Source organism: Acinetobacter sp. BWR-L5, from assembly GCF_039655985.1.
Taxonomy (GTDB): domain Bacteria; phylum Pseudomonadota; class Gammaproteobacteria; order Pseudomonadales; family Moraxellaceae; genus Acinetobacter; species Acinetobacter johnsonii.
This window is the reverse complement of the sequence record NZ_JAGFEV010000003.1, coordinates 102,210-127,167: the sequence shown is the minus strand read 5'-3', so window position 1 is coordinate 127,167 and position 24,958 is coordinate 102,210. Positions and strand designations below refer to the sequence as shown.

Annotated in this window: 26 protein-coding genes; 11 read left to right on the top strand and 15 right to left on the bottom strand. The window is 41.9% G+C overall.

Annotation, left to right across the window (positions count from 1 at the left end):
• Positions 1 to 52: 52 nt before the first annotated feature.
• The 6 genes from JZ787_RS06370 to JZ787_RS06345 all read right to left on the bottom strand — a co-directional run bounded on the left by JZ787_RS06370 (position 53) and on the right by JZ787_RS06345 (position 6,575).
• A complete protein-coding gene (locus JZ787_RS06370) occupies positions 53 to 907 on the bottom strand; it encodes a cell division protein FtsQ/DivIB (protein ID WP_058870508.1) in 855 nt (284 codons plus the stop codon).
• Positions 908 to 1,837 carry a D-alanine--D-alanine ligase gene (locus tag JZ787_RS06365; protein ID WP_004978280.1) on the bottom strand — a complete coding sequence of 310 codons (930 nt, stop codon included), beginning with the start codon at positions 1,835 to 1,837 and terminating at the stop codon, positions 908 to 910. It abuts the gene before it with no gap.
• A 56-nt stretch (positions 1,838 to 1,893) separates the two neighbouring features.
• Positions 1,894 to 3,342, bottom strand: coding sequence for a UDP-N-acetylmuramate--L-alanine ligase (murC, locus tag JZ787_RS06360; protein WP_004691731.1), 1,449 nt, complete (start codon positions 3,340 to 3,342; stop codon positions 1,894 to 1,896).
• A 12-nt stretch (positions 3,343 to 3,354) separates the two neighbouring features.
• The gene (gene murG, locus JZ787_RS06355; RefSeq protein WP_218288633.1) at positions 3,355 to 4,452 is read right to left on the bottom strand and encodes an undecaprenyldiphospho-muramoylpentapeptide beta-N-acetylglucosaminyltransferase; all 1,098 of its coding nucleotides are present in this window, start codon (positions 4,450 to 4,452) and stop codon (positions 3,355 to 3,357) included.
• A 480-nt stretch (positions 4,453 to 4,932) separates the two neighbouring features.
• Positions 4,933 to 5,877, bottom strand: a complete 945-nt coding sequence (gene gshB, locus JZ787_RS06350; protein WP_218288689.1) for a glutathione synthase — start codon at positions 5,875 to 5,877, stop codon at positions 4,933 to 4,935.
• A 215-nt stretch (positions 5,878 to 6,092) separates the two neighbouring features.
• Entirely contained in the window at positions 6,093 to 6,575 is a 483-nt protein-coding gene (locus JZ787_RS06345; RefSeq protein ID WP_062031943.1) for a glutathione peroxidase, read from the bottom strand.
• A gap of 181 nt (positions 6,576 to 6,756) precedes the next feature.
• On the opposite strand from JZ787_RS06345, the gene JZ787_RS06340 reads away from it, so the two are divergent.
• The 4 genes from JZ787_RS06340 to JZ787_RS06325 all read left to right on the top strand — a co-directional run bounded on the left by JZ787_RS06340 (position 6,757) and on the right by JZ787_RS06325 (position 10,954).
• Entirely contained in the window at positions 6,757 to 7,209 is a 453-nt protein-coding gene (locus JZ787_RS06340) for a MarR family transcriptional regulator (protein WP_218288634.1), read from the top strand.
• Positions 7,210 to 7,407, top strand: a complete 198-nt coding sequence (locus tag JZ787_RS06335; RefSeq protein WP_004978292.1) for a DUF3565 domain-containing protein — start codon at positions 7,210 to 7,212, stop codon at positions 7,405 to 7,407. It begins immediately after the preceding gene.
• 196 nt (positions 7,408 to 7,603) lie between these two features.
• Complete coding sequence (locus JZ787_RS06330; protein WP_346311954.1) at positions 7,604 to 9,904, top strand: TonB-dependent receptor; 2,301 nt, start codon at positions 7,604 to 7,606, stop codon at positions 9,902 to 9,904.
• A 189-nt stretch (positions 9,905 to 10,093) separates the two neighbouring features.
• Positions 10,094 to 10,954, top strand: coding sequence for a methylated-DNA--[protein]-cysteine S-methyltransferase (locus JZ787_RS06325; protein ID WP_346311953.1), 861 nt, complete (start codon positions 10,094 to 10,096; stop codon positions 10,952 to 10,954).
• Between the two features lie 37 nt (positions 10,955 to 10,991).
• Here the strand turns inward: JZ787_RS06325 and pyrE are convergent, their stop codons facing one another.
• Positions 10,992 to 11,642: an orotate phosphoribosyltransferase gene (gene pyrE / locus JZ787_RS06320; RefSeq protein WP_004691742.1), complete on the bottom strand. Its 651-nt coding sequence runs from the start codon at positions 11,640 to 11,642 to the stop codon at positions 10,992 to 10,994.
• Between the two features lie 39 nt (positions 11,643 to 11,681).
• Between pyrE and JZ787_RS06315 the strand changes: the two genes are divergently transcribed.
• Positions 11,682 to 12,500: an exodeoxyribonuclease III gene (locus JZ787_RS06315; protein ID WP_062031929.1), complete on the top strand. Its 819-nt coding sequence runs from the start codon at positions 11,682 to 11,684 to the stop codon at positions 12,498 to 12,500.
• Between the two features lie 453 nt (positions 12,501 to 12,953).
• Positions 12,954 to 13,304: a Spx/MgsR family RNA polymerase-binding regulatory protein gene (locus JZ787_RS06310; protein WP_078388305.1), complete on the top strand. Its 351-nt coding sequence runs from the start codon at positions 12,954 to 12,956 to the stop codon at positions 13,302 to 13,304.
• Between the two features lie 48 nt (positions 13,305 to 13,352).
• Here JZ787_RS06310 and JZ787_RS06305 read toward each other — a convergent pair whose 3' ends face one another.
• A complete protein-coding gene (locus JZ787_RS06305; RefSeq protein WP_005401494.1) occupies positions 13,353 to 13,790 on the bottom strand; it encodes a DUF2147 domain-containing protein in 438 nt (145 codons plus the stop codon).
• Between the two features lie 155 nt (positions 13,791 to 13,945).
• Between JZ787_RS06305 and JZ787_RS06300 the strand changes: the two genes are divergently transcribed.
• Positions 13,946 to 14,857, top strand: a complete 912-nt coding sequence (locus tag JZ787_RS06300) for an alpha/beta hydrolase (protein WP_062031922.1) — start codon at positions 13,946 to 13,948, stop codon at positions 14,855 to 14,857.
• 72 nt (positions 14,858 to 14,929) lie between these two features.
• Here JZ787_RS06300 and JZ787_RS06295 read toward each other — a convergent pair whose 3' ends face one another.
• On the bottom strand, positions 14,930 to 15,496 hold the full coding sequence (locus JZ787_RS06295; RefSeq protein ID WP_346311952.1) for an NAD(P)H-dependent oxidoreductase: 567 nt from the start codon (positions 15,494 to 15,496) through the stop codon (positions 14,930 to 14,932).
• A gap of 246 nt (positions 15,497 to 15,742) precedes the next feature.
• Between JZ787_RS06295 and JZ787_RS06290 the strand changes: the two genes are divergently transcribed.
• Positions 15,743 to 16,978, top strand: a complete 1,236-nt coding sequence (locus JZ787_RS06290) for a GGDEF domain-containing protein (RefSeq protein WP_346311951.1) — start codon at positions 15,743 to 15,745, stop codon at positions 16,976 to 16,978.
• Here the strand turns inward: JZ787_RS06290 and JZ787_RS06285 are convergent.
• The 5 genes from JZ787_RS06285 to JZ787_RS06265 form a co-directional block, all read right to left on the bottom strand.
• Positions 16,975 to 17,613 carry a glutathione S-transferase family protein gene (locus tag JZ787_RS06285; protein WP_346311950.1) on the bottom strand — a complete coding sequence of 213 codons (639 nt, stop codon included), beginning with the start codon at positions 17,611 to 17,613 and terminating at the stop codon, positions 16,975 to 16,977. The genes JZ787_RS06290 and JZ787_RS06285 overlap by 4 nt on opposite strands.
• Positions 17,614 to 17,631: 18 nt before the next feature.
• The gene (gene dsbD, locus JZ787_RS06280; RefSeq protein ID WP_346311949.1) at positions 17,632 to 19,458 is read right to left on the bottom strand and encodes a protein-disulfide reductase DsbD; all 1,827 of its coding nucleotides are present in this window, start codon (positions 19,456 to 19,458) and stop codon (positions 17,632 to 17,634) included.
• A 19-nt stretch (positions 19,459 to 19,477) separates the two neighbouring features.
• Positions 19,478 to 20,248, bottom strand: coding sequence for a transporter (locus JZ787_RS06275; RefSeq protein ID WP_218288642.1), 771 nt, complete (start codon positions 20,246 to 20,248; stop codon positions 19,478 to 19,480).
• 14 nt (positions 20,249 to 20,262) lie between these two features.
• Entirely contained in the window at positions 20,263 to 20,805 is a 543-nt protein-coding gene (locus JZ787_RS06270) for a hypothetical protein (RefSeq protein WP_004978318.1), read from the bottom strand.
• A gap of 139 nt (positions 20,806 to 20,944) precedes the next feature.
• Positions 20,945 to 21,319 carry an HPF/RaiA family ribosome-associated protein gene (locus JZ787_RS06265; RefSeq protein WP_004691760.1) on the bottom strand — a complete coding sequence of 125 codons (375 nt, stop codon included), beginning with the start codon at positions 21,317 to 21,319 and terminating at the stop codon, positions 20,945 to 20,947.
• A 689-nt stretch (positions 21,320 to 22,008) separates the two neighbouring features.
• Between JZ787_RS06265 and JZ787_RS06260 the strand changes: the two genes are divergently transcribed.
• Positions 22,009 to 22,740 (top strand): outer membrane protein OmpK, encoded by a 732-nt coding sequence (locus JZ787_RS06260; protein WP_148825311.1) that lies wholly within the window; start codon positions 22,009 to 22,011, stop codon positions 22,738 to 22,740.
• Between the two features lie 96 nt (positions 22,741 to 22,836).
• On the top strand, positions 22,837 to 23,343 hold the full coding sequence (locus tag JZ787_RS06255; protein WP_346311948.1) for an N-acetyltransferase family protein: 507 nt from the start codon (positions 22,837 to 22,839) through the stop codon (positions 23,341 to 23,343).
• Here the strand turns inward: JZ787_RS06255 and JZ787_RS06250 are convergent.
• A complete protein-coding gene (locus tag JZ787_RS06250; RefSeq protein ID WP_346311947.1) occupies positions 23,332 to 23,838 on the bottom strand; it encodes a DUF1877 family protein in 507 nt (168 codons plus the stop codon). The two genes, JZ787_RS06255 and JZ787_RS06250, sit on opposite strands and share 12 nt — an antisense overlap.
• 355 nt (positions 23,839 to 24,193) lie before the next feature.
• Between JZ787_RS06250 and JZ787_RS06245 the strand changes: the two genes are divergently transcribed.
• Positions 24,194 to 24,901, top strand: a complete 708-nt coding sequence (locus JZ787_RS06245; protein ID WP_058870529.1) for a phospholipase D family protein — start codon at positions 24,194 to 24,196, stop codon at positions 24,899 to 24,901.
• The last annotated feature ends 57 nt before the right edge of the window (positions 24,902 to 24,958 follow it).

Sequence of the window (24,958 nt, the reverse complement as noted above, 5' to 3'; positions counted from 1 at the left end):
ATCGCATGTTTGTTTAATTTATGGCTTTATGCCTCTGTTTTAAAGCCAAGTATTATGGCTTTGCTGCTGCTCCACCTGCAATGCTTGTGTCATCAATCGTTACAACAAAATGACCATTTGCTATCTTTGGTGCGGCAGCATTCTTCCATTGGATGGCCAAGCCATTTCGATAACGCAAATCAATAGCAGATACTTTGGCCCAAACTGGCTTCAAATCACTTTGAGCCAAATAACTCAAACGTTGCAGCTTACTCATGGTTTGATCCTGATCTACGATAACACGTAAACCTGAATCGAACTGCATAAACCAAGTCATACGCTCCGTTAAATATAGTTCTTTTAAACGAAGGTTGACTGGCTGGAATAATTGATTAATTTCATTATAACGGCGCATCATCATTTTAGACTGACTGATTGGGCCGTGTAATAAAGGCAAATTCTGATTATTTTTCGGCGTCACTTCGCTAAATACGTCACCACTGTCACTTAAGAGACGCCCCGTCCCCCAACGTGCAATTGCATGCCGAGGCATGACGCGAACGCGAATTGCATTTGGCCATGCCCGCGAAACCACCACGCGATCCACCCAAGCCAGCTCTAAGGTACGATCACGAATTTCTTCTAAATCTGAGGTGAAATAATTATGAGTAATGGCTGGTGAAACATGTCCCATCACCTGATTTTTTTCCGCCTCAGAACGTACGCCCACCACATCAAGTTCGGCCACACGTGCATCTGTCATGACTTGATATAAGCCATAAATACCAACCAACAGCACCGCCACGGCAACGACCAACATCACCCAACCACCGAAGTTGGCAAGCTTTTCCTTACGCGTCGGTGGTTTATCGTGTATTGAAGTAATCGCTGCGCGTTTACGGCGCATAGAAGCAGGTAATTGCGCCATTTAGTGAGCCGCACCTGTCAGTGTTTGCTCTAAAATTTGGACACAAAGCGCATCAAAGCTATAACCCACTGCATTTGCTGCTTTCGGCACCAAAGAGTGACTGGTCATCCCTGGGACTGTATTCACTTCTAGTAACCAGAAATTTCCTTGCTCATCTTGCATCGCATCTATACGGCCCCAACCACTTGCACCTACCGCTTGGAATGCACGGAGGCAAAGCGCTTGTAACTTTTGCTCTTCTTCCGCACTTAAGCCACACGGAATTCCGTATTCCACATCATTACGTTGATATTTCGCTTCATAATCATAAAAAGCCACATCCGCAGGCGGTTGTAGACGAATCACAGGTAACGGTTGACCATTTAAAAATGAAATCGTGAACTCACGTCCCGTAATCCATTTTTCAGCCATTACCACAGCATCGTGTTGGGTCGCTTTGGCAATTGCCGCTGCCAAATCTTCTGCTTTTTCAACTTTACTCATGCCGACACTTGAACCTTCGTGTACCGGCTTGATAATCAGCGGAAGACCTAAATTCGCCACCACTTCAGCTAAATCTGACTCTTGGCTAATGATGCGATAAGGCGCTGTCGGTAAGTCTGAACCCTGCCAAACTTGCTTGGTTTTAACTTTATCCATGCCAATAGCAGAACCCTGTACGCCTGTTCCGGTATACGGGATGTTGAGCCACTCTAAGACCCCTTGGATTTGACCGTCTTCCCCACCGCGACCATGCAACACAATAAACGCACGGTCATAACCGACCAATTCGGTCACACTACGCTCTTGCGGATCAAAAGCTTCTGCGTTTACACCCGAACGAACCAATGCTTCAAGTACAGCTGCACCACTATCTAGAGAAACCTCACGCTCAGCAGACTTACCACCAAGCAACACCGCTACTTTGCCGAATTTTGAAGCATTTGACACATTGATATCCTTAAACTTTATGACTGTTTTATTCATTGAGTAATCACAAAACGTGATTATTTTAAATATAAATGATTGCTTGCAAGCTCAACCGAGATAGCCCCCACATTACCTGCGCCTTGCGTCAATAACAAGTCATCCGCTTGTAACACTTTTTTCAACGCATGCTGCAAATTACCTTCGACTGGATCGATCAAAATCGGCTCTACATCACCACGTAAACGAATACTACGCGCCAATGATCGGCTGTCTGCCCCCACAATCGGTTTTTCACCCGCAGGATAGACTTCAAGCAGCAACAACTGATCGACATGTGACAATACATCCACAAAGTCATCGAAACAGTCACGGGTACGGCTAAAACGGTGTGGCTGAAACATCATCACTAAACGGCGGTCTGGATGGCTTGCACGTGCCGCTTTAATGGTCGCTTCGACTTCTTTTGGATGGTGACCATAGTCATCCACCAATTTCACATTGCCGCCTTCGATGTCAAATTCGCCCTGTACTTGGAAACGACGGCCTACGCCGCTGAAACTTTCCAGCGCACGTGCAATCGCAGCATCAGAGACACCTTCATCAGTTGCAATACCGATCGCTGCAAGTGCATTTAAAATATTATGCAAACCCGGCAAATTGATGGTTAAACGCAAAGGCTCACGATCTTTACGCAATACGGTAAAGTGCGACTGCATGCCTTCTTGTTCAATATCCACTGCACGAATGTCATTGTCTTCGTTAAAACCATACGTGATCAATGGACGACCAATGCGCGGCATGATTTCACGAATGTTGGCATCATCGCCACACACCACAGCCAAGCCGTAAAATGGTAGTTTTTGTAAGAACTGTACAAAGGTATCTTTTAAGACATCGAAACTACCACCATAGGTGTCCATATGGTCTGCATCAATATTGGTCACGATGGTGGCCATCGGTTGCAGATGCAGGAATGACGCATCTGATTCATCTGCCTCTGCCACGATAAAACGACTCGCGCCCAGTGCAGCATTCACACCAGTACGATTCAGCAAACCGCCAATCACATAAGTTGGGTCGAGATTTTCTTCTGCCAACATACACGTGACAAGGCTAGTGGTCGTGGTTTTACCATGCGTTCCCGCAACAGCAATCCCATGACGGTAGCGCATCAGCTCACCCAGCATTTCTGCACGGCGCACCACAGGTGTACGCGTTTCAATGGCTGCTTTGATTTCAGGGTTTTCTGCATCAATTGCAGTCGACACCACAATCACGTTTGCCCCTTGAATATTTTCAGCGGTATGCCCGATATAGACTTTGATGCCGTTTTCTTCAAGCTGAGCCGTGGTTTTTGATGCTTTGATATCTGAACCTGAGACTTTGTAGCCTTGGTTCTTGAGCACTTCAGCAATACCACACATACCCGCACCACCAATCCCAATAAAATGGATGTGCTTAATACGGCGCATTTCTGGCACTTTAATTAACTTTTTTGCTTGATCAGCAGGCGTAGATGGCGACATAAAATACTCGGTTTACAATGCTTGAATTAAACGAACCACATGTTGGGTTGCATCGGGTTGTGCTTGCTGACGTGCTTTCACTGCCATTTCAGACAATAACTGACGGTTCATCAAGGGTAATAATAATTCTTTTAAACTCTCGGGCGTCATGCTTGCTTGTGGGCAAATTTTGGCTGCACCGATATTGGCTAAAAACTTTGCATTGGCCGTTTGGTGATCATCCACTGCGCTTGGCAGTGGAACAAACACCGCAGCCACACCCGCAGTGGCAATTTCGGTCACGGTTAACGCCCCAGCACGGCAAATAATTAAATCGGCATCGCTATAGGCTTGGGCCATATCTTCAATAAAAGGGTGGACTTCAACCTGAAGCTGTTCAGGAGCATCGGTATAACGCGCTTGGGTCGCATCTGCATGGTTTTGACCACACTGATGATAAACGCTTAACGGCACATTCAATTGCTTCAATGCTTCAGGAACACGCTCATTTAACGCTTGTGCACCCAACGAGCCACCCACAATTAAAACTCGAAGCATGGCCCCTGCTTTTTCACGTTCTTGATAACGCCAAGACGGATTTAAAATTTCCGTAATTTCTTTGCGGACGGGATTGCCCGTGGTCACAATTTTATCTTGTGCAGCAAAGGTGTTTGGAAAAGCCTGACACACTGTTTTGGCAATACGTGATAACTGCGTATTGGTAAATCCAGCAATCGCATTCTGCTCATGAATAATCACAGGAATACCCAGTGCGCGCGCAGCCAATCCACCAGGCCCAGCGACATAACCCCCAAAGCCTGCGACGGCATCGACTTTGAGCTGCTTCATGTAACGCATTGCACTTAAAGTGGCTTTTAAAATTTTAAAGGGTGCCAATACTTTGCGGACTAAGCCATTGCCGCGCACACCTTGAATATCAATTTGATAAATTGGGATATCGTGATTTTTAAGCAGGCGATTTTCCATACCTGTAGGCGTAGCAAGCCACGAGACTTGACAGCCTTGTTGCTGTAATTCCTTAGCCACAGCAAGTGCTGGAAAAACATGCCCGCCCGTTCCGGCAGCCATCATCATTACATGTTTCGGCTTTGTTGGTGTTGCTTCGGTCACAGTCTAATTCTTCAATTCTAAAAATATGGAAACAAAATTCAATTTTAAGCGATCAATTGTAATCACAAACGCATAGCCGCGAAAGATTATTTACTTTTTTTCAACAGGCATTTGATTGTTTTTTTCTACTGATTTTCAAGTTTAAACTAGATTTGTTATCAGATGTGCATTTTTACTCAAACTACAGCACACAATCAGGCTCAACAGTGCAATTGGAGATATTTAAAAATAAAACAATGAAGCTGATTTGAATCAAATATTTAACATCATTCTAAAGTGTAATTCACTTCATTTTAGCGGCTAGAAATACAATCTGAGTGCATACATTTGAACAGAATGAAAATTAGTGGTGTCTAGCAACATAATCCGCTTTATTTTCAACCAAATTTATACACTTTGCAGCAAAGTACAGCTCTATTCCAAAACCGACCACCTCCATGAAAGAAAAAAGGAACCATTTCAGGTTCCTTTTCTGTCATTTTAGCTGGCTTTGCCTGCTTCTAAAATATCAAATAAAATATCGGCAATCGAGGTACCAAATTGTGCATCAATCTCACGAATACAGGTTGGACTGGTGACATTAATCTCGGTCACATAGTTGCCAATTACATCAAGTCCGACAAAAACCAAACCTTTTTCACGTAAGAAGGGCCCCACTTTTGCAGCAATCGCCTTGTCGTTTTCAGTCAAAGGACGTGCTTGACCCAAACCACCTGCGGCCAAATTCCCACGCACTTCACCGTTTTGTGGAATACGCGCCAAGCAATACGGAATCGGTTCACCATTGACCAGCAAAATACGCTTATCCCCTTCCACAATTTCAGGAATATAACGCTGCGCCATAATCGGACGTGTGCCCATCTCCGTCAACATTTCCAAAGTTGAGCCAATGTTCACACCATCTTGATATAAACGGAAAATTCCCATCCCCCCCATACCATCAAGCGGCTTCACAATCACATCACCATGTTCTTTGATAAATTCACGAATGAGGCTTTGTTGTGAAGTCACCAATGTAGGCACTTGGAGTTCGGGGAACTGCGTGGCAAACAGTTTTTCATTACAATCACGTAAGGACTGTGGTTTGTTGATAATCCACGCACCTTCACGTTCCGCTTGTTCCAAAATATAGGTGGTGTAGACAAAGTTCATGTCGAACGGTGGATCTTTACGCATCAAGATCACATCGTAATCGGCCAAGGACTCTTTTTGCTGTTCACCCAACTCAAAATAATGATCGTAATCTTCAAACACCTTTAAGGGAGAAATCAGACCAAAGGCTTTGCCTTGATCGATATATAAATCGTGTTGTAATGCATAACCCAGTTCATGTCCGCGACGGCTTGCTGCCCATAACATAGCCATGGTGGAATCTTTTTTCAGATTCACCGTTTCAATCGGGTCCATCACTACCAGTACACGCATAATTCTCACGCTCATATTTTTTAAACTTGGCAAAAAGTATAGCGAAGTTTTCAGGTTTGGGTGCAACAAGTTGTGTAATAATTAAAGATTAAAAAATCTATTTTATTCAAATAACTACAACACACTGCAGTAACAAATCAGATACTAACTGCTCGATACAACAAAGGAAGTATGCGCCTATTACCACACGGCAGCTCCTTTCCACACTTTCTCCATTAAGTCAAAAGGCGTTGAATATCCTTGGCAATTTTTTCAGGTTTAACAATCGGCGCATAGCGTTTCACCACCTGCCCTTTTTGGTTAATGAGAAATTTGGTGAAATTCCATTTGATGCTTTGACTACCTAAAATGCCTTTAGCTTCAGTGGTTAAATACTGATACAGCGGATGCGCTGTAGGACCATTCACGTCAACTTTGGCAAACATCGGGAAAGAGACCCCATAATTACGCTGACAAAAACTGCCGATCTCTTCATTACTCGCAGGGTCTTGCTGCGCAAATTGGTTGCAGGGAAAACCTAAAATCAGCAGACCTTGCTGTTGATAGTCCTGATATAACTGTTCCAAGCCTTCAAATTGCGGGGTTAAACCACATTGGCTGGCGGTATTCACCACCAATAAAACCTTGCCCTGATAATCGGCCAGATTTTTTTGCTCGCCTTCCAACAGTTCGGCCTGAAAATCATAAATTGTGCTCATTACATCTCTTCCATTCATCAAAATGTCATTACTGAAAGTCGCTTCAAAAGCTGAACCGACTTCATCCGCAAAATAATATCGCACACAATTAACTTGCGCACAATATTATTATGCGCAATATACTTTCATCCCTATTTCATTTATACTGCTTTACAGACATTAACACCCAAGGACATGCAATATGGCGGACACCCCACTTTTAGAAAACCGCGTGTGTTTTGCCATGTATTCCGCAACCAATGCCATGGTTCGTCAATACCGTCCACGCTTACAGGTTTACGATCTGACCTATCCGCAATTTATTGTTTTGTTGGCTTTATACGAGCAGGACAATGTGACGCTGACCGAGATTGGACAAAAAACCTTTTTTGACTCAGGTACCTTGACCCCCATTATTAAAAAACTAGAAGAAAAACAGTTTTTAAAGCGTGTTGCCGTCAAAGAAGATGAACGTATGAAAAAAGTCGTTCTGCTGGAAAAAGCACTCTTAGCCAAAAATAAAATTATGGCCATTCCATTTGAGCTGGCGTGTTCTTTAGGTCTAGATCCCGATGATTTGGTAGCCATCCATCAATTGTGTCAACGTTTTTTGAATGGCTTAGAACAGCCTCAACACGATAGTCGAGATACTTAAGTGCAACAAGCGATTGTCGGTTTTCATCTCGATGAAGAACATCATTGGGTGGCGGAGCTTGCCTGTGGCCACACACAACATGTCCGCCATACTCCACCGTGGCAAAACCGTCCTTGGGTACAAACTGAGCAAGGACGCCAAGAAAAAATAGGCGTTCTTTTAAACTGTAAAAAATGCATGGAAAATTCCCAAAAATAATTCTTTTGCATTTCCTTCAAATTTTAATGCTTATTTATCAATTTTTTAGAAAAATTAAACAGCCTGTATAGCTGTACTTTTCAACTCAGTAATACTATGTAGAAAAAATGAATATTACCGTAAGTCTTGTTCATTTTTAGTAAATGATTATACTTCTCATTTTTATTGGCAATTCACTCTCTCCGAGCCTTAAATCATGATGAAATTTTCACCACAGCCGCTTTGTGGTTCTAACCTATTCAAATATAGCCTTCTCAGCTTTATGATTTTAAATGCGCATGCAGCCTATGCGGATGAAGCGACACTACAAAATAATGAGAACCCCTCCTCTCAAGCGACGACAAACAAATCGAACACAACAGCAGTTCTGCCTACCTTGAAAATTGAGGCAATGAGTGAACTTGATCCAATCAAAAGCTATGTCGATTATGATCAGGCCAATGTCACACGAAATGGGTTAAAGAAAAAAGATATTCCTCAAACCATCGATACCATCGATGTACAGAAATATAAAATCTATGGCTCTAACGACCTCAGTGTGATGCTACAAGGCACACCAGGGGTTTCAACCAGCTACGATATGCGTGGTGATGGCATCACCCTCCGTGGTTTCTCTGCCGACTCGGGTGATATTTACCGTGATGGTATCCGTGAAAGTGGCCAAGTGCGTCGTAGTACAGCCAACATTGAACGCATTGAAATTTTAAAAGGCCCTGCCTCGGTGTTATATGGTCGTAGTGCAGGCGGCGGTGTGGTCAATATGGTGAGTAAATACGCCAACTTTGACTCAAAAAGCTCAGTCGGTACTTACGTAGGCTCATATGATACTTATGGCGCAACAGCGGATATTAACCAAGTCTTAAATGACAACTGGGCTGTCCGTTTAACAGGTGAATACGGTGAAGCGGATAGTTTCCGTTCAGGCATCGACAGTCAAATTGAGATGATCTCGCCAAGTTTCACTTATAAAAATGATGATGAAACCCTTACGTGGACCACACAATATACCTATGACAAATTAGGTCGAGTACCTGACCGTGGACCAAGTTATAGTGTTTTACCTGCTGGAACATCCATTAAAACGGGCTTCGCACAAAAAGGCGATTACGTTAATGACGTGCTACAGGTCATTCGTTCAGATTTAAATTACGAATTTGCGCCGAATTGGAAATTCCATTGGGCAACCAGTTACCGACAGGCAGATCAAGACTTTGATCATTTTTATGGTGGCACCTACTGTGCTTCGAATGAGACCACCAGCAATGGTGAAAGTAGTAAAGCGGGTGCCAGTTTTACTCCTGTAGATCAACGTCGCTGCTATAACAATGTCGGAAAAATTTCGCAAAACTATTACTGGCAGCAAACATCTAATCGAACCACCACCAACACATGGGATATTACAGGCGAGTTTGATACGGGCGCTATTAAACATAATCTTTTAGTGGGTACCGATTGGACCTATGAACAAAGAGAGCCTAAACTTTCTAATAAAAACGCCAATGGCAGTCGAATTGATGGTTTTTATGACCCAATTACAGGTCAATTAACACAGAATAATCGTGATAACGGTGCTAAAACCATTACTCAGCATAATTATAATGAAGGCACAAGCTACGGCTTTTTCATTCAAGACTTAATTAGTTTTAATGAATATTTCAAAGTAATGCTTGGTGCACGTTATGATTATTACGATACATCAACCACCAATAAATTATTAGCTTCTTCTGACATCAATTACCATCGTAGTATCAATGATGAAAGCTTTAGCCCCAACATTGGTTTCATTTGGCAACCCACAGATCAACACAGCTTGTATGCTTCATACAATAAAAGCTTTGCACCGTTTGGTGGGCGTGTAGGTGTCAGTGTTGTATCCGCAAATACCAATCTGAATACTTTTGATTCAGAACCTCAATATAATGAGCAATATGAAATTGGGGTCAAAAGTGACTGGTTTGACGACCGTTTAAATACACAGCTCTCAGTTTTTGACATTCGCAAAAATAATATTCGTTATGTGCCAGATGACACTAAACCTGAAGAATGGGCAACTGCGGGTGAACATCAATCTAAAGGTCTAGAGTTTAGTTTTATTGGTCGCGTATTGGATAATGTATTTGTCCGTGGTGGATATGGTTATCTACAAGCCGAAGTTAAAAAAGACAAGCAAAATCCAGGTAATGTGAATAAAGTGCTAAATAATGCGCCTGAACATACGGGTAACTTATTTGTTCGATACTTACCTACAGAAAAACTCTATGGTGAAGTTGGTGTGACTTATGTGGGTGATTACAAAGCCTACCCTAATAGCAATTTAAGCAACCAGCCCTTGGATATGAAAGCTTTCTCACGTGTCGATGCTGCCATTGGTTATAGTGCTGATCCATGGAACGTGACTTTAGCTGTCAGTAACTTGACCAATAAAGAATATTGGCGTTCGGACTCTATGCCAGGTACACCGCGTAGCTTCCTCATGCGTTTGAACTACCAGTTCTAAACCTATTTAGTTAAAATGCCATCTCAAGCGGAACAGGTCACTGTTCCGCTTTTTTTATGCTTAGCAATAGATGACTAAATCAATCAATAAATGCTTTGAGCCTTTTGTTATATAACGCAAGAAACGGATTTTCAGGCCTCACTGAATTTGTTACTGTTTTCTTAAGTTAAATGATTTCCGCGAGTAATCATGACAGAACATAGCAATTACGCACGTGTGGCAAAAGCAATTGAATACATTGAACAAAACTTCAAACAGCAACCCAGTTTGGCTGAGATTGCAGAACACGTTCATTTAAGCCCTACACATTTTCAGCGTATCTTTAGCGAATGGGCAGGCATTAGCCCGAAGAAATTTCTGCAATATATTAGTGTGGAATATGCAAAGTCGGTTTTGAACAATCACACAGAAAATAATATTTTTGCAGCAACCTTTGACACTGGCCTTTCTAGTACCAGTCGATTGCATGATTTATTTGTCCAAATCGAAGGGATGACGCCCGCAGAATATAAACATGGCGGTGAAGCACTCCACATTCACTATAGTTTTGCCGAAACCATTTTTGGCTCCGTCATTATTGCCTCGACCCCTAAAGGGATTTGTCATATGGCCTTTACTGAAGTAGATCAGGATGGATTGACCTATCTGAAAAAACAGTTCCCACGTGCGACATTTATTGAAGATCAGGATGAATTACAACGCAAAGCACTCACAATTTTTCAGCACGATCAAAACAGCCTATCGGAGATTAAACTGCATCTGAAAGGCACCGACTTTCAGCTCAAGGTGTGGCAAAGTCTGCTTAAAATTCCCATGGGGCAGCTCAGCAGTTATGCACATATTGCCCAAGAGATTGGGCAAGAGCGTGCCTCACGAGCGGTCGGAACAGCAATTGGTAACAATCCCGTTGCCTTTTTAATTCCATGCCATCGGGTCATTCAGTCTTCAGGACAACGTGGCGGCTATATGTGGGGGACGACACGTAAAACCGCGATGATTGGCTGGGAAGGTGCGCATAGTCAAACACTAGCCGAAAAAGAGAGCAAATAAAAAAGGAAGCCGAAGCTTCCTTTTTTTGTTTCAATGCTTAGACGCCATACTTCACGCGATAGGCTTCCATTTTTGCTAAAGCTTCAGTCTCACCTTTAGCCTCTAAATAATTCATCAAATCTTTCATGGTCACCAGTGCATGCACAGGAATTTCCAATTCTTTTTGGACTTCTTGAATCGCAGACAGTTCACCTTGACCTTTTTCTTGACGGTCTAATGCCACCAACACACCTGCAATCTGCGCACCTGCATTTTTCAAAATGGTGACCACTTCACGGATCGCTGTACCCGCAGTAATCACGTCATCAATAATCCAGACTTTTTTGCCTGCAACAGATGCACCAACCAAGACCCCACCTTCACCATGATCTTTGGCTTCTTTACGGTTAAAACCCCAAGGCACACTTACCCCATGATTTTGTGACAAAGCCACTGCTGTTGCAGCAACAAAAGGAATCCCTTTGTACGCAGGGCCAAACACCACCTCAACATTGTTGCATTCTGTCAGTTTGGCTGCATAGCCAGACGCCAGTAATGACAAGGCTTCACCGTCATTAAGTAGACCTGCATTAAAAAAATAAGGACTCACACGACCCGATTTTAAAGTAAACTCACCAAATTTAAGCACGCCACGTGATAATGCGAGTTCGATAAAAGCTTGAGGGTTAAATGTCGCTTGCGTTGTCATGCGGTGCTCCGTATTTTCAAATTGAGGTAAGACTTGCGCATGATACCAAAGAGTAGCTATCCAAGTGATCAAAAAATTTTACGTGTGGTTTCAATTAACGTAAATGGTCTACGTTCTGCAGAAAAAAAAGGGATTTTTGATTGGATTGCCACATCAGATGCTGATGTGATTTGCATGCAAGAATCTCGCATCACCCACGAACAATGGACCGATAAATTTAAACCTGAAGGCTGGCATACTCACCTGTTCCCTGCTGAACGTCCAGGGTATGCTGGCACTGCTATTTATAGCCGTTTACCATTTGTTTCAGTTACTGATGGACTTGGTTTTGAATTGGCCGATTCTCAAGGCCGCTTTATTTCGGCTGAGTTTGACTTAGGCTTAGACCAAAACGTGCATATTTGTTCACTCTATTTACCATCGGGTTCTTCTGGTGAAGAGGCACAAGTACGTAAAGACCACTTCTTAGAAGAATACAAACAAATTTTGAAACAATGGCGTGATGAAAATAAATCCGTGATTGTCTGTGGTGACTACAACATCGTGCATAAACGCATCGACATTAAAAACTGGTCAGGCAACCAAAAAGCCTCAGGCTGCTTACCACACGAACGCGCTTGGCTCGATCATATTTATGATGAACTCGGCTATGTCGATACTTTCCGTGAAGTGCGTCCAGAGGCTGAGCTTTATTCTTGGTGGTCAAACCGAGGACAAGCTCGTGCGAAGAACGTAGGCTGGCGCATTGACTATCAAGCGTGCTCACCTGACTGGAAAGCCCGTACAGTCAATGCTTGGGTCTATAAAGAAACATGGTTTAGCGACCATGCACCTGTCATTATTGACTACAAAATCTAGAAAAATTTAAGTATTTAGCTCATATTAAGTGAACAACTGTTTACTGAATATGAGTTTTTAACCTACATTATCTGCCGTTTTTTGAGTCTTTTTCTGATCAATCAATCAGTGCATTATGTTTCCACGGCAAAGGGACGATGTCAGGATGACAGCACAAGGACAGGACGCCGTAGGATGAAATTAAAACGAACTATGGAAATAGTTGGTTTTCAAGGATGTGACAATGGACGTTGTAATGAGACCCGCATGATCAGGATGATTAAATGCGGGTTTTCTCTTTTTTAGTCTCTGCCTTTTTTAATGCTTCTTCTTTTTAGATTCTATTTTTCTTTGATTTGATTCTAAATCGCTTTTATGACAAGACGATGACGCTTTAAGCTTAGATCGACACACTAGAGCTCCTCTGTTTTTTCCGTTACTCTAAACCCAGCTTAAAATTCAGAAGGGTTTTCCATGTTAAACGTGTATGGCATTAAAAATTGTAATTCAATGAAAAAAGCATTCGACCTACTGAATGAGTTAGGTTTAGCGTATGAGTTTCATGATTATAAAAAACAAGGCATTGATGCTGCGACTGTCAAAACATGGCTCGATCAGATTGGGGCAGATGTGGTCCTGAATAAAAAAGGTACCACTTGGCGTAAGTTGACTGAAACAGAACAAGACACTGCTTTAGCTTCAGAGCAAGGACTAATTGATGCCCTCACCACACATAACAGTCTCATTAAGCGTCCCGTAATTGCAACCCCGAAAGGTTTTATTGTGGGTTTCAATGAAGATGCAATTCGTGCCCTAAAAGCATAACAAAACAAAAAAGCCGAGCAATTGCTCGGCTTTTTTTGTTGGATGGGATTAGTTCGCGCGAATCCAAGTTTGGTTACGGCCTAATGCAGCCACGCCAATATAACCACGAAGCTCTAGTTTTTTACCACCAGCAGCAATGTTGCCTTTTAATTTATAGGTTTTACCAGTTTGCGGATCTAAAATTGATCCACCGTCATAGCTTGTACCACCCACATTTTTCAGACCATGTACAATCGTTAAACCTTTCAAAGATTTATTTTTATACGGGCCTTCACACTTGGTACATGCATTTTCTTCACCTGGCGTCAAAATACCTTGAATACTCGCAGTTAAAGTTCCATTTTTTTGCTCAGTGAATTTAACCAAGGCTTTCGCTTGTTTAGTTTTGTCATCAATCGTTTTCCAAACAGTGCCATTCAGCGGATCTGCTGCATGAGCTAGAGCGGTTAATCCTAGTACGCTTAACGCAAGTGCAATTTTTTTCATTTTTGTCATTTCCCTAGTCTAGTATAGACGACTATCATTATTAAAAAGTCACAACAATTTTTCAATTTTTCAATGTGACCAATTAGTGTAACCTTGTAAATTATGTTGGTAAATACACAAACTCAAGGTAAAACAAATAACAAAATGGAATAACTATGAAGATTGCCGATCCATGGAAACAAATCATTACAGAGCAGTTTTTAAAAACCACGATTCGAACCCCAAGTCGCTTTAGTCTCCCACCCAGTAGTCAGCGTTTTCTTCTTGAACAAATGTGTCGTGCATTTCCGCTCAATAAGTCGATCCAGATTCGTCCTCTACGTCTTGCAGGCCTGCGTGCGGAAGAGTTAAAACCTGAAACTGAAGCCACTCAGCTCATTTTGCATATTCATGGTGGAGCTTTCTTTTTAGGTTCAATGAATACCCACCGTGCGTTTGTCTCAGACCTTGCAGCCAGTACACAAATGCAAGTCATTCACCTTGACTATCCGTTGTCACCCGAACACCCCTATCCTGAAGCCATTGATGCGCTGTTTGATGTTTATCTGCTGTTATTGGAGCAAGGGATACAAGCCAAAGATATTATTTTATCGGGAGATTCATGTGGTGCAAATTTAGCGCTAGCCTTGGCGCTGCGCATTCGTGATGAGCAACGTCCTCAAGTCAGTGGATTAATTCTACTTTCGCCATTTTTGGATTTAAGCTTAACCAGTGAATCTATTCGCTATAACAGCAAGCTCGATGCACTTTTATCCATCGAGGCCCTTGAAACAGGCATCGACTATTATGTTCCAGAACAAATCGACCCCGCCGACCCACTTGTTTCACCTTTATTTGATGATTTAGCAGACCTCCCGCCGACCCTTGTACAAGTCGGTTCGAAAGAAATTCTCTTGGACGATGCCCAGCGGTTTAGAGATAAAGCGACCAAGGCCGGCGTAGACGTGACATTTAAACTTTACACAGGCATGTGGCATAACTTTCAAATGTTTAATGCATGGTTTCCAGAAGCTAAAATGGCTTTGGATGATATCGCAACGTTTGCTCAAGCGCTCGACCAAGACTAGACACATTCCGCATAAAAAAAGGTCAGCTGAACGCTGACCAAATGAGGAATCATGGGACTACAGTTATTGTTATTAAATCGCTTGCACCTGTGCTAAAGCTGCCGCAATGGCTTTGTCTTTCAGCTCTAGCCCCATATTCACGCCTTCAGCACGAATGATTTCAACATCGGTCACACCGGTAAAATTAAAGACGGTTTTTAAGAAGCCTTCTTGGAAGTCAACAGGACTATTTTCACCATAGACACCACCGCGACTACTGGCAATATAGGCTTTCTTGTCACCAGCCAAACCGACCGGGCCATTTTCAGTATATTTGAAAGTACGACCTGCAACACTAATGCGGTCAATCCATGCTTTTAAAGTCGAAGTAATCCCGAAGTTATACATCGCTGCACCAATCACCACAACGTCCGCATCTAAGTACTGTTGAATAATACGTTCGCCCAGAGCCGATTGTTCTGCATTTTGACCCATTAAAATTTCTGCGTCTAAATGTGGAATCGGTTGCGTTGCCAAATCCAAATATTCAACCTCAACTTGCGCATGCTTTTCGCTGAGTTGCGAAACAATCGCTTGGCTCAACTGACGAGACACAGAAGCATCCGCCATAATACTTGAATCAATATGTAAAACTTTCATGGGATGTTCCAACATAATCTTTATTGAATAGTTGCATTTTAAAATAAGATTATCCTTAGAATAATAGGCCTATTCAAAACACTATGTTCTAAAAATAGAATGGTCTTTCCCTTCTGAGCTACATACTCAGTTCGTCACCTTTGATACCGTCTTTTTATAAGATTGTGATATGTTGAAAGCAATGTATAAGAAATCAATCACATTATTTAAAAAATAAAGCGGATATATCAAGGATGAAACGATTGAATGAGTTCATGGTTCTCAATATCTAAACAGCTAAGCAACAGCAAACTTTCTCATTATCTACTTGAAGAGGAAGTGATTATGAACTGGGATACCTTGAAAAAGTGTATTTTAATCCTTGTTCTCGGCTGTTGTGTCAATTTGATCTGGTTAGTTTGGGAGACTTTTGTACTGTTCAACTCAGAATATTGGCATGTCGTTAATGTTCAGCTTTTGCGCCATAAATTAGTTATTAATTCCATTTTTTTCATCACGTTATTGGGTTTGATTTACCCTTGCTATGCCCTACAAAAACAAGCTTGGGTACAACGATTCCTCCCTTATATTGCGATTGGAATTTTAATCATCTCACTTTGCTATAACGGCTATATGATTGGGGTGTTTAGCCCTGTCACTATGGTGGTCTATATTTGTCTGATCGCTGTCGGTTTGGTGTTGTTTGAGCGAAAGATCGTGTATGCGATGCTAATTCCTGCGACAGGCTTCTTAACCTTCTCAGGCTACCTCAGTTTTATTGATGTGATTCCTTATGCTCCAATTTTTCAGATTGATGGCCAACTCTTTCTCAATGGGTTTTGGCTCCTATCGATGCTGCATTTCGTTATTCCCATTCTAATCACTTGTATAATTTTATTTGAAATTTTACTTAGCCAATGGCGACATCGTGAACGACTCATTCAACATTTAAGTCAGATCGACCCACTAACCAATACATTTAACCGTCGCCGTATTAGCCAAAGTTTGGAGTATTTGCATCAGCAAGATCCGCAGAATCCCTATGCGGTTATCCTCTTAGATCTCGATCATTTTAAAAGCATCAATGACCAATTTGGACATCATATGGGAGATAACGTGCTCATCGCTGTGAGCCAACAATTAAATAACCAGATACAAGACCATGACCTAGTGGGGCGCTTTGGCGGAGAGGAGTTTATCCTTATTTTAAAACATGCTTCACTCTCTAAAGCCCATCAAATTGCGGAACGTTGTCGTTCAGCCATCGAGGCTTTAGTCATTAACAATGATGAAGGCCAATCTATCCATGTCACAGCTAGTTTTGGTATTGCACAATCTCACCATGGACTCAGACCTCAGCAAGTTTTGAGTCAAGCAGACAAAGCACTCTATGCCGCTAAAGCCAGTGGACGTAATCAAATCAAATGCTATTTAGAAATCAATCCCGGTGAACTCAAATATAGCGCTGCATGTGGTGACACACAGCACATTTCACCTAACTAAACGGCTTCTGCCCGTGCCGCGTCGACCCATTGTATGACCGCAGGATGCTGCATAATGTGTTGCATATACTGCTGGCTGCGCTCAGATACAGGTAGTGCATAACTCTTGAAACGCATCACTACAGGGGCATAGAAGGCATCGGCTATAGAAAAATCACCAAATAGAAAGGGATGTTCATCTGCACGCTGTGCCCAAATTTGTTCAATTCGTTCGACATCTGCTCTTAACTCAACATGCTGCGCCCACAAAGCTAGCCCCTCAGCTATGCTGTACTGCGCCTGAATATTCATGGGGCATAATTGGCGTAGTGCCATAAAACTACTGTGCATCTCACCACTGATACTCCGTGCTTCTGCTCTCAAATAGTCAAGCTTGGGCCACAGGGCTAAATCTGGATTTTGCTCGGCCAAATATTCACAGATGGCTAAAGAATCCCAAATTTTAAATTCACCCACATCCAATACGGGCACTTTAGCATTAGCATGAATGTGGGACAGTTGCTCTTTAAAACTGGGGTTTGTCGCATCAAAGCGAACCAGTACCTCTTCAAAATCCAGATCAAATGCAGTCAAGACCAACCACGCTCGCATCGACCAACTGGAGTAATTTTTATTGGCAATATATAAACGTTGCATCACCCTTCTCCCTCAGGTTTAAAAACGTTGTAATTGAGCTAAAAGTTCAGCCTCAGTAAATGCACCGGTTAAACGTAAACCACGAATTTCTTGTTGTGAGGCATCTAAGAATAAATAGGTCGGTGGTCCTAAAATATCCCACTGGTTTAAGAGCAGTTGATGGGTTGCATCGTAATGACTCAAATCTAATTTGATCAAATAATACGGCGCAAGCGCTTGCTGTACCGTTGCAGACTTTAATATACGGTGTTCAATCGGCTGACAAGCAACACACCAATCAGCATAGACATCGATAATGATCTTTTGACCTTTTGGTGCTTGTGCCAAGAGCTGCTTAAACTCCGTTGCCGTCGCTGCCACATGCCAACGTGCAGATGTAGCCACTGGCGCTTCAAAGAAACGCTGACTCTGCTGATATTGGCTATAGGCAATGTACGTCCCGCCAATGATTAAAGCCACAATGTACAGCATACGCAACTGAGTTTTATGCCACATCAAACGATACAACACATAAATAATAAAGCTCAAGCCTAGCAGCAGACTCAGTGCTTGCATCCATGTTTCAGAAAGCAAAGGACGCACAAAATACAGCGCTAAAGCCAACATGATGAAAGCAAAGAATACCCGAACCTGATTCATCCACAGACCAGCACGAGGTAATACCTTAGCACCCAGTACGCTTGCCAATAACAATGGTGTCCCCATACCAAAGCCTAAGGTGAACAGCAAAATGGCCCCTTGCCACTGGCTTTGTGTCTGCGAAATAAACAGTAAAGCGCCTGCCAAAGGTGCCGTCATACACGGTCCAACCAACAGCGCAGAGATCATGCCCATAATCGCAGCACTGATCAGACTTCCACCCTTTTGCATAGACTGGATATGATCGAGTTTATTCACCACGGCTTGCGGCAGTTTAAGTTCAAACAAACCAAATAGATTGAGCGCGAATAAAACAAAAAGAATGCTAAAAGCAATCAGGGTGGATGGCTGTTGTAACCAACGCTGGAAGTTCAAACCCGCAGATGAGGCCACCAAACCCAAAATGGCATAGACCATGGCCATACTGCACACAAAGACCAAGGCAATCATCCATGCTTTGAGGCCTTTGCTATCGCGAATAATTAATGAGGTTAAAATCGGCAACATCGGCAAAGAACACGGCGTAAACGCAAGTAATATCCCGAGGCCAAAGAACAGCAATAAACCATAAGCCAATGAGCTTTTGGCTAACTCTTCAGACCAAATTTGATCTTGCGCAGCCATCGCATCGGAAGCTGTTACGACGGGTTCAGCAGTGACCGTTGGATTGATCGGCTCAAATTGCGGATTCGACTGCGCGGCTAAATCTAACAGTCGTTTTGAGCCACCTGCTTGGTCTTGTAGACTGACCAAACCGTTGACATCGGTTTTAAACTCAATACTTTGCGGTGGATAGCAAATGCGATCTTTGGCACAGCCTTGCCAAGTCACCTTATAAGTTTGTGAAGCCTGTGTGTCTAAGTCAAATTGCACTTGTTGATAATAAACTTGGGTGTGTCCATAGTTTTCATCATACAAATCATGCGCAGGCGGCAGCTCAAGCTTAAGGGGCTGACCCGCCTGCTGTACTTCAAATTTGTGCTGATACAGATAATACTGTTCAGGGATATTCCAGTGCAGTTGAGCGGTATGCTCAGTCGTGGATTCCACTGTAAATGGAAAAGCATCTTCAGCTGAAAGAAGTGGAGTTTCTGCATGAACGTTTAGGATACTGGCCCAGATACACAGATTGATGATCAATACTGACAGCGCCAGATACCACGTTTTGCCGCTCATCCCCTGTTTCAGATGAAGATGCTTTTTCATAATATGTTCTTTTTTCTAATTAAAATAAGTATGAAACGCCAAGGCCTGAATAATAACTTTTATCTGCACCATTTAAGTCGACACCAACACTTGCGTCCAACTGCATCCGATTATTCACCGCATACATGACACCTGTACCGAGCGCATATTCATTGTCTTGACTTTCTGCTTTACGATAAACCAATTCAGAAAAACCGCTGAGTTTATCTGTAAATTGATATTCTAAAGTCGGAATTGCAGAAATGGCCCAATCACTATTTTGCACTTCATAACGCATAGTGATGGATGTCGACACGAGGTCGCTATAATCGTATGCAACCACAGATGACAGACTATAAATATCATCTTCATTGGTGAAACCATCATTACCTGTGGCAATAATCGCTTCAGCCAGTACCGCCATACTCAAGCGTTCATCATCCAAAGGAATCGCCGCTTTCACACCCACACTGACATCCCCCAAACCATCTGTTTCAGACTTATTGCCTGCCACTTTCATTTGTTGCCAAGAGGGCCCAGCCCAACCCAATTGCAATTCGATGTTTTCAGCTAAACCTGTGCGCAATAACATATCTGCATTTAAGCTGGTGGTTTTGACTTTTTCACCATCAGTCGTGGTCGATTCAGCATAGTGCGCATTGGCCAAGCCCTGCTCCCAAGCCAACTGCCCCACAGGCGTAATCCCTGTCCCTATACCCGAACCCGGACGGTCAAAGGAAAAATCTGCAGCCATCGCATTCATACTGAACCCAGTGGCTACACATAAACCTAAATGTTTTAATTGCATCATGATGATCTCGCTGATTAAGCTAATTCTTTTGTCATTTTTGCACCATGCTGACGAAGCAACTCTAAAGTTTGCTTTTCTTCAGCCAATGCTTCGGCCCAATTAATTTCGTCAAATTCACAATCAAAGAATAAATCGCTAATTGAAGATAAAATAGTTAAGCCATCTTCATCTTTGGTGTTTGGATCAACTTTTTCATCCAATAAACGTTTGACCGCGGGCGCACATGCAGCACTTGCCGCATCCCAAAGTGGGCCATAAATTTCTTCTGTATCCCACAAATGCAAGTTTGCTTTGCCATGAATCAGTTGTTCTAAAATGTCTAAATGTACCGCTAGAGTCTGTTGTTTTTCTTGTTCTGACAGCGGTGCGCCTGCTTCATACGCTTCGCAAATCGCTTCCCACCATTTGAATAAGCCGTCCGACCAGACAGAAATCACAGGTCCTTTTTCAGGATCGATAAAATTGAGACTTAACCCATCGGTCAATAGACGTTGAACTTGTTGAAGATCTAATTCTTCAAGTGCTTGCACGAAAGCTTGTTGTTGCGCGGTTAACATGGAGATGACGCTCTTCAATTCAGTTTATTCTATTATGCCGAATAAACGGGACATTTGTTATCCGTAATGTTGGATAAAAGTGAGTGCCCAGCATTAAAAAAGCCCCTGATTGAGGGGCTTTTTTTAAATTCGGTGAGGTTTAATCTTCCTCATCATCAACTAGGCCATCATCCTGATCTGCATATACAGGTTGGCCAGCACGTGGTTTATCATTTTTTTCAAAGGTATGTTCTAAACTACGTTTAAGGCGATCGATCGCGCCATGAATCGCAGTATCGACATTATGACCTTTATGATTTACAACCACGGGTTTTAAACCTGCTGGACGCGCTTCAATCATACATTGAATGTCGTCATCTCCGCCTTTATGGCTATTGGCATCACTTAGATGCACTGAAAAATGAGTAATGCGCTCACTGTGACGTTGAAATTCTTGATTCAGCTCTTCGCGTATATAACTAATTAAACGGTCACTATTTTGAATGTTTTTATCTGTACGGATTTCTATGTTCATAAAATAACATCCTCTCTCTTTCTTTATTCGACTCTTTTTTTGTACGAAGATTTTTATCTCTTGGCACACTTGTAACTTACTGTTTTAACAGTATTCGACCATCTTCAATTGCTTTGGAATGTAACCTCCATCGATTGAATGATGAACACTTTTGAGTCTGCAGATCTGTGTCCTTCTCCTTTGAATATCGGGCCTAACTGAAAATTATGCAAGTGATATTTTTAAAAAAATATGAAAAGGATACTTATTGTGACAAGCCCTTACTTGCATGGCTAAAAACAGATGGATTTGATTCCATCTTCTAACTATTCACGTGACCTCATTGGCTAGAATGAACAAAAAAATCTAATAATTATGACAACTTCAATTACGGCAGGAATGACTGCAAGCATCGATCATTCATTCTTTGCAAACATCCCCAAATAAGTACAAACTCTGTTACATTCTAGGATTTTCCCGAGCTGTATCATGTCGATATTGCTAAATTTATTATTCAATCCCCTAACATTTTTTCCAAGAAGGCCCATATCAAATTAAGTGTCATGCCTGAAAGGCAACATTAAACCATTTGGTAAAAAAGTATAAAAAATGGCTCATTTTGATATCTATTTTCCATGACGTTCGTCAAATTTGGCTTTATTTTTGCTTAATAATCGGTATCCTGTATCCGATTTTTTGGGGAAATATTCATGAAACTGACTCAAATTGCTGCTTTCGTAGCATTATCTTCTGCTGCGGCAATCTCTCAAGCTGCGCCGATTTGGCAAGACTTTAGCTTCACTGGTTTATATGGTGAAAACTACAAATCACCATTTGTGACTCAAGACGAAAAACTTGAGCAAACAACCATTACTGCAGAATATGCAGCTGGCTTCAAATATGGCGATTTCTTCGCTTTCGCTGACCGTACCAACAACGATGCTGATGGCAATGAAACTTACTTTGAAGTTGCACCACGTTTCAGCTTAGGTGCGATGACAGGAACTAAACTTGAGCTTGGCCCAGTTAAAGATGTGTTAGTTGCAACGACATGGGAAGGCGGTGAAGGTTTCAACAACTACCTCTATGGTATTGGTTTTGCCTTAAATGTGCCATATACACAGTATGCAAACATCAACTTCTACAAAGCAGATAACGACCTGACTGATGATGATTATCAAATGACCATCACCTATGCAGTACCGTTCAAACTTGGTTCTGAAGACTTTTTAGTTGATGCCTTCCTTGACTGGTCAACTGCTGAAGATGACCATGCAAGCGAGTTAAACTGGACTAGTCAGTACAAATGGAATGTAGGTAAACACATTTCTCCAGATACACGCCTATACGTGGGTATCGAGCACTCAGTTTGGAATAACAAATACGGCTATAAAGGCGTTGACCAAAATGACGTAAGTGCGTTAATCAAATACCACTTCTAATTCACTTTTGTGAATATCCAAAAGCAAGACTTCTGTCTTGCTTTTTTTTATGCAAAAGCAGCATGATAAAGCCCCAACGCATACAACCTTGCCTTCATGTCTTTTCTCATTCGTCCAGCCACTGAACACGATCTACCCGAGATCCAAAACATTTATAATGCAGAAGTCTTACATGGCATGGCCACTTGGAATGAACATGCCTATGATTTAGCGCATTTCCAAAAACAGCTACAACACTTTCAACAGAATCAATTTCCATTTTGCGTGGTGGAAGACCAAGAAACGCAGGCCATTGCAGGCTTTGCAGACTATGCCACCTTCCGTAATTTTTCAGGCTATCGTTATACCGTTGAGCACTCAATTTATATTTCACCCAACTATGCCCGTCAGGGCTTAGGTCAACAGCTTTTAGCGTATTTGATTGAACAAGCAAAAATGCAGCACATGCATGTCATGGTTGCAGGAATAGACCACGCCAATCTGGCTTCAATTGCTTTGCATGAAAAGTTTGGCTTTGTACAAACTGGCTATATGCCCCAAGTCGGACAAAAGTTTGGGCAATGGCGTGATCTGGTGTTGATGCAACTGCTGTTAAATCAGTGAGGTCGGGACTAACTTGTCACTGGTGACGCTGATCACGGCATAGGTATGCTTGGCCGCATGTTCATAAAAGTTTCTGAGCTGAGCAAAGACTAAACTCAACTCGGCAAATTGCAATTCAATCGATTCGGTCTGGATGCCATGTTCCTGTTCTAAGCGTTTCAAACAATTGGTTTGCATATGCTTTTTAAAGTCTTCGATATCCAATTTTGCTAAAGCTTCCTGGACTTCAACCACACGCACCGCGGTGTTATAACGTACCTCTGTAAGTTGTTTTTGGCGCTCTGCCAAGTGATGCTCGGCTTGCAAACTCAAAGCCAGTAAAGAAGTGCCAGACTTAAAACTGCCTTGCAATAAGGTCTGTAAGATTTTCCAGTTTTTACCTAAAAGCAGATGTGACTCGATGTGCTCCGAATTCAGCACATCGTCGACAGAAATAGATTCTAAAATCAACGTTTCCAAAGCATTGGGCGGAATACTTAATAATAATGTGTCCATATGGCTGCTCTTATTGTTGTTGCTTTGCATTAGCTTAACGCGTCTAAAAGCATACTGCTCAAACAATTTGTATGAGTAATTTTTCATACAAAGTTAAAGACGACCAACCTTTACTTCCAACCCAAAGGCCGGCCAACACAGACTATAATTTACCCCTCCTAGCAAATGTATATATTGAGACTCAAACAATCGAATCCCTCAAGGGAGTTTTCGGTTTTGATTGGATGAGGACAGAACATCATTGTGATATTTTTCAGCTTGATGAAAAAATTCAAATTACACGTCTAGATCATCCCTAACCAAGTATTTATGCGTTAATATCTCATTTAATTATTCAAAATAATCAGAGGGATAAATGGCAAAATTTTTAAATACGAGTGGTACTAATTTTTTTCTTGAAGAACTCATCAAAAATGCAAAAGAACGCCTTATTTTAATTAGTCCTTATCTCCGTTTAAATGACCGAATTAAGGAATTACTCGAAGATAAAGATCGTCTCAAAATTGACATTCGTATTGTCTATGGAAAAAGTGATTTACACCCAGACGAAATTAAATGGATGCAAAAATTGGATTATGTTCGCGTTAGCTTTTGCAAAAACTTACATGCAAAATGCTATATCAATGAAAGTGAATGTATTATTTCAAGTCTAAACCTTTATGAGTTCAGCCAAGTCAATAACAATGAAATGGGAATCTTAGTCCGTAAGTATGAAGATAATGAAGTCTTCAAAGATGCTTATGAGGAAGCTCAACGGATTATCCGTATTAGTGATGAAGTACGTATTACTCTAGATGAAGTAAAAGCTGAAGCTTCTCCAGTTTCAGAGATGAAAGAAAGCGAAGAAGAAATAATTTTTACCAAATTAACAACTGCAAAACTCGCAGCAAAAGTTGGAATTAAAACCCCAGACTTATTAGAAAAATTAGTCAATAAAGGCTATTTAAACCTTACAGAAAATGGAAAACATTTTCTTACCGATTCAGGAAAAGCTATTGGTGGTGAGTTCCGAACTGGTCAGTATGGTATTTATTTTTTATGGGATGAAAATACTGAGATTTAAAAACAATAAATCCCTCCCCCCCATTTAAAAGGGAGGCTTCCCCCTCTCCCTTTGGAA

Coding starts and splice junctions, on each gene's coding strand:
- JZ787_RS06285 (WP_346311950.1), bottom strand. CDS start 17,613: ATGCAACGTTTATATATTGCCAATAAAAATTACTCCAGTTGGTCGATG.
- JZ787_RS06275 (WP_218288642.1), bottom strand. CDS start 20,248: ATGATGCAATTAAAACATTTAGGTTTATGTGTAGCCACTGGGTTCAGT.
- JZ787_RS06265 (WP_004691760.1), bottom strand. CDS start 21,319: ATGAACATAGAAATCCGTACAGATAAAAACATTCAAAATAGTGACCGT.
- JZ787_RS06325 (WP_346311953.1), top strand. CDS start 10,094: ATGACAGAACATAGCAATTACGCACGTGTGGCAAAAGCAATTGAATAC.
- JZ787_RS06245 (WP_058870529.1), top strand. CDS start 24,194: ATGGCAAAATTTTTAAATACGAGTGGTACTAATTTTTTTCTTGAAGAA.
- JZ787_RS06330 (WP_346311954.1), top strand. CDS start 7,604: ATGATGAAATTTTCACCACAGCCGCTTTGTGGTTCTAACCTATTCAAA.
- pyrE (WP_004691742.1), bottom strand. CDS start 11,642: ATGACAACGCAAGCGACATTTAACCCTCAAGCTTTTATCGAACTCGCA.
- JZ787_RS06290 (WP_346311951.1), top strand. CDS start 15,743: ATGAGTTCATGGTTCTCAATATCTAAACAGCTAAGCAACAGCAAACTT.
- JZ787_RS06295 (WP_346311952.1), bottom strand. CDS start 15,496: ATGAAAGTTTTACATATTGATTCAAGTATTATGGCGGATGCTTCTGTG.
- JZ787_RS06250 (WP_346311947.1), bottom strand. CDS start 23,838: ATGGACACATTATTATTAAGTATTCCGCCCAATGCTTTGGAAACGTTG.
- JZ787_RS06270 (WP_004978318.1), bottom strand. CDS start 20,805: ATGTTAACCGCGCAACAACAAGCTTTCGTGCAAGCACTTGAAGAATTA.
- gshB (WP_218288689.1), bottom strand. CDS start 5,877: ATGCGTGTACTGGTAGTGATGGACCCGATTGAAACGGTGAATCTGAAA.
- JZ787_RS06345 (WP_062031943.1), bottom strand. CDS start 6,575: ATGAGCACAATTTATGATTTTCAGGCCGAACTGTTGGAAGGCGAGCAA.
- JZ787_RS06260 (WP_148825311.1), top strand. CDS start 22,009: ATGAAACTGACTCAAATTGCTGCTTTCGTAGCATTATCTTCTGCTGCG.
- JZ787_RS06255 (WP_346311948.1), top strand. CDS start 22,837: ATGTCTTTTCTCATTCGTCCAGCCACTGAACACGATCTACCCGAGATC.
- JZ787_RS06310 (WP_078388305.1), top strand. CDS start 12,954: ATGTTAAACGTGTATGGCATTAAAAATTGTAATTCAATGAAAAAAGCA.
- JZ787_RS06370 (WP_058870508.1), bottom strand. CDS start 907: ATGGCGCAATTACCTGCTTCTATGCGCCGTAAACGCGCAGCGATTACT.
- JZ787_RS06315 (WP_062031929.1), top strand. CDS start 11,682: ATGATACCAAAGAGTAGCTATCCAAGTGATCAAAAAATTTTACGTGTG.
- murC (WP_004691731.1), bottom strand. CDS start 3,342: ATGTCGCCATCTACGCCTGCTGATCAAGCAAAAAAGTTAATTAAAGTG.
- dsbD (WP_346311949.1), bottom strand. CDS start 19,458: ATGAAAAAGCATCTTCATCTGAAACAGGGGATGAGCGGCAAAACGTGG.
- JZ787_RS06340 (WP_218288634.1), top strand. CDS start 6,757: ATGGCGGACACCCCACTTTTAGAAAACCGCGTGTGTTTTGCCATGTAT.
- JZ787_RS06300 (WP_062031922.1), top strand. CDS start 13,946: ATGAAGATTGCCGATCCATGGAAACAAATCATTACAGAGCAGTTTTTA.
- JZ787_RS06305 (WP_005401494.1), bottom strand. CDS start 13,790: ATGAAAAAAATTGCACTTGCGTTAAGCGTACTAGGATTAACCGCTCTA.